This window comes from Blautia intestinalis, assembly GCF_014297355.1.
Classification (GTDB): Bacteria; Bacillota; Clostridia; order Lachnospirales; family Lachnospiraceae; genus Blautia_A; species Blautia_A intestinalis.
The window spans coordinates 1-2,558 of record NZ_JACOQE010000028.1 but is presented as its reverse complement, the minus strand read 5'-3'; the positions used below and the strand labels follow the sequence as shown (position 1 = coordinate 2,558).

Annotated in this window: 2 protein-coding genes; both read left to right on the top strand. The window is 38.2% G+C overall.

What is annotated here, in order from left to right; translation table 11 throughout:
* Positions 1 to 264 precede the first annotated feature (264 nt).
* Complete coding sequence (locus H8Z79_RS16570; protein ID WP_015515804.1) at positions 265 to 1,107, top strand: tyrosine-type recombinase/integrase; 843 nt, start codon at positions 265 to 267, stop codon at positions 1,105 to 1,107.
* Between the two features lie 2 nt (positions 1,108 to 1,109).
* Positions 1,110 to 2,285: an IS91 family transposase gene (locus H8Z79_RS16565; protein ID WP_055167148.1), complete on the top strand. Its 1,176-nt coding sequence runs from the start codon at positions 1,110 to 1,112 to the stop codon at positions 2,283 to 2,285.
* Positions 2,286 to 2,558 lie beyond the last annotated feature (273 nt).

Here is a 2,558-nt window from a genome sequence, read left to right as displayed (position 1 = left end):
GTTGAACAAAATCGCTGCGCGATGGCCTGCCAAGGCTGTGGCGCAGCTTTCTTTTTCTCAATAATAAAATAGGCAATGGCAATTCTTACCAGTATTTGATATTGTAAAGTTACCACACAAAACAATTCAATAAAGAAAGACACCACTGCCTATGAAAAGAATACCATTTGACCGCTTTTCTGACAAGCGGTTTTATTATGCTAATGCACCTCCATGTAAGCAGGGTTTTTCATTAACTACTGATTTTACATGGAGGATTTTATTATGTACGAAGAAATTTTTAATCAGATTCAATCTGCTGCGAATAAACGGAATCTCAAGGATTCCACGATTCATGCATACTGTACCAGTGTTGCTCATTTTTTGAACCACACAGCCAAGGATATAGATGCATTGACAACTGACGATGTTGATATATTCCTAACTGAAAAGAAACTTTCCGGGATTTCACCGGAAACATACAATCACTACCATTCAGGAATCCGCTTCTTTTACAAAAAAATATTGAAGAAGAATTGGGATGATGATGACATACCTCGTATGAAAAGGGACAGAAAGTTACCAACGGTGCTTACAAAAACAGAAATATCAGCTATTCTTGATGCTACGCCAAATCTGAAGCACAAAGCTATGATTGCTACTATGTATTCAGGCGGACTTCGTGTTTCAGAAGTCACACATCTTCATTATGATGATATTTCACGCACGAAAAAAACCATACACATCCGTGATGGGAAAAGTCGCTCTGATCGTTATACTTTGCTTGCAGACCGGACGCTCGAAATATTGACAGAATACTGGTTTCAATGTGGCAGACCAAGAGGGATTTTGTTCCCAAGTTCATGGACAGGGGATTATCTTACAAAAGATAGTGTCATTCAGTTTTTTCGTGAAAGTGCCAAAAGAGCAGGCATTCAGAAACACGTCTCCACGCATTGTTTACGTCACAGCTTTGCAAGTCATCTGTTTGAATCCGGCTGTGATGTAAAATATATTCAAGCGCTTCTGGGACATCGTGATCCAAAATCAACAGAGGTTTATCTGCATGTAAGCAATAAAACTCTGCTTGGAATCAGGAGTCCATTTGATGAGATGGGCGGTGAATGATTATGGAGAAATCATGTACGATACAAGATGTATTTGAACGGTTTTATCCTTCTTATGAAAAGAGGAATAGCCCTCCTGCTCATCATAGAAAAACAGCTTATCATATCATGAACTGTAAAACAGGCGCTTTTGGTGTAAACATCAGTGTTTGTGAGGACTGCGGATGTATCAGCATTCATAATAACTCCTGCAGAAGCAGATGCTGTCCCATGTGCCAGGAGTTTCCGAAAGAGAAATGGATTGATGCACAAAAAGAGAACGTACTTGATGCACCCTATTATCATGTAGTATTCACAGTTCCTGAGGAATTGAATTCCATCATTTACAGCAACCAGAAGCTGTTGTATGATGTACTGTATCATGCTGCCTCAGCAACCTTGAATGAATTGGCAAAAGACGCAAAGTACCTGGGAGCTAATATAGGGTATATCTGCATTCTTCATACCTGGGGTTCTGCAATGAATTATCATCCTCATATTCATACCATTGTTCTTGGAGGTGGGCTTGATGATGAAAATAAATGGAAAGAAACAGGTGGAAAATTTTTTCTCCCATATGGTGTTATCTCGAAAGTGTTCCGTGGAAAATATCTGGATGAGTTAAAAAGCCTGTGGAATGATTCTAAGCTTAAATTTCATGGTACAGCAGAGAAATATCAGAACAGCTATCGTTTTAAAGAACTTCTTGATAAGTGTTATGAAAAGAACTGGGTCACTTACTGTAAAGAAACTTTCAATGGTGCACAGTCGGTTATCAATTATCTTGGAAAATATACCCACAGGATAGCAATCAGTAATCATCGAATCAAATCCATGACAGATACGACAGTTACATATGTAGTAAAAGACTATAAAAACGAAGGCTGCTGGAAAGAGAAAACAATTTCAGGAGAAGAATTCATCCGTCGATTCATGATGCATGTTCCTCCCAAACGATTTGTCAGAATCCGGCACTATGGTCTGCTATCATGTAGAAACAAGAGAAAAAAGATAACTCATTGCAGAAACCTGCTTGGATGTAAGAAATACATTTCTACATTAAAAAATCTAAATGCAGTAGAAATGATAAGGGTTTTATATCACATCGATGTATGCAAATGTTCTTCTTGTGGAGGGAATATGGTATCACCCCGCAAAGATAAATACAGTTCTTCTTTTCGTGCACATATGAGATGTTAAGATCTACAATTGCATAGAATAAATGACTTCCTCATAGGAGGTTTGTTTGTCATGCCTGAAAATGATTTCTTGAATAAAAAAACTTTTACCAAAACATCCGGTATGATAAACTTAAGGAAAAGAGCAACGATTGAATCCCCATAGCTATCGGCTAAAGGGACGCGACTTTGTTCACCAAGGTAAAATCGAAATTGATGTAAACGAAAGGGCAGTTTTTATCAGAACTCAAGGCTGCTTTTTCGTTTACACCAACTCCGATTGTTTCCTTAACAG

Bases quoted from the DNA above. Each gene is read 5' to 3' on its own strand.
- H8Z79_RS16570 (WP_015515804.1), top strand. From the start codon at position 265: ATGTACGAAGAAATTTTTAATCAGATTCAATCTGCTGCGAATAAACGG.
- H8Z79_RS16565 (WP_055167148.1), top strand. From the start codon at position 1,110: ATGGAGAAATCATGTACGATACAAGATGTATTTGAACGGTTTTATCCT.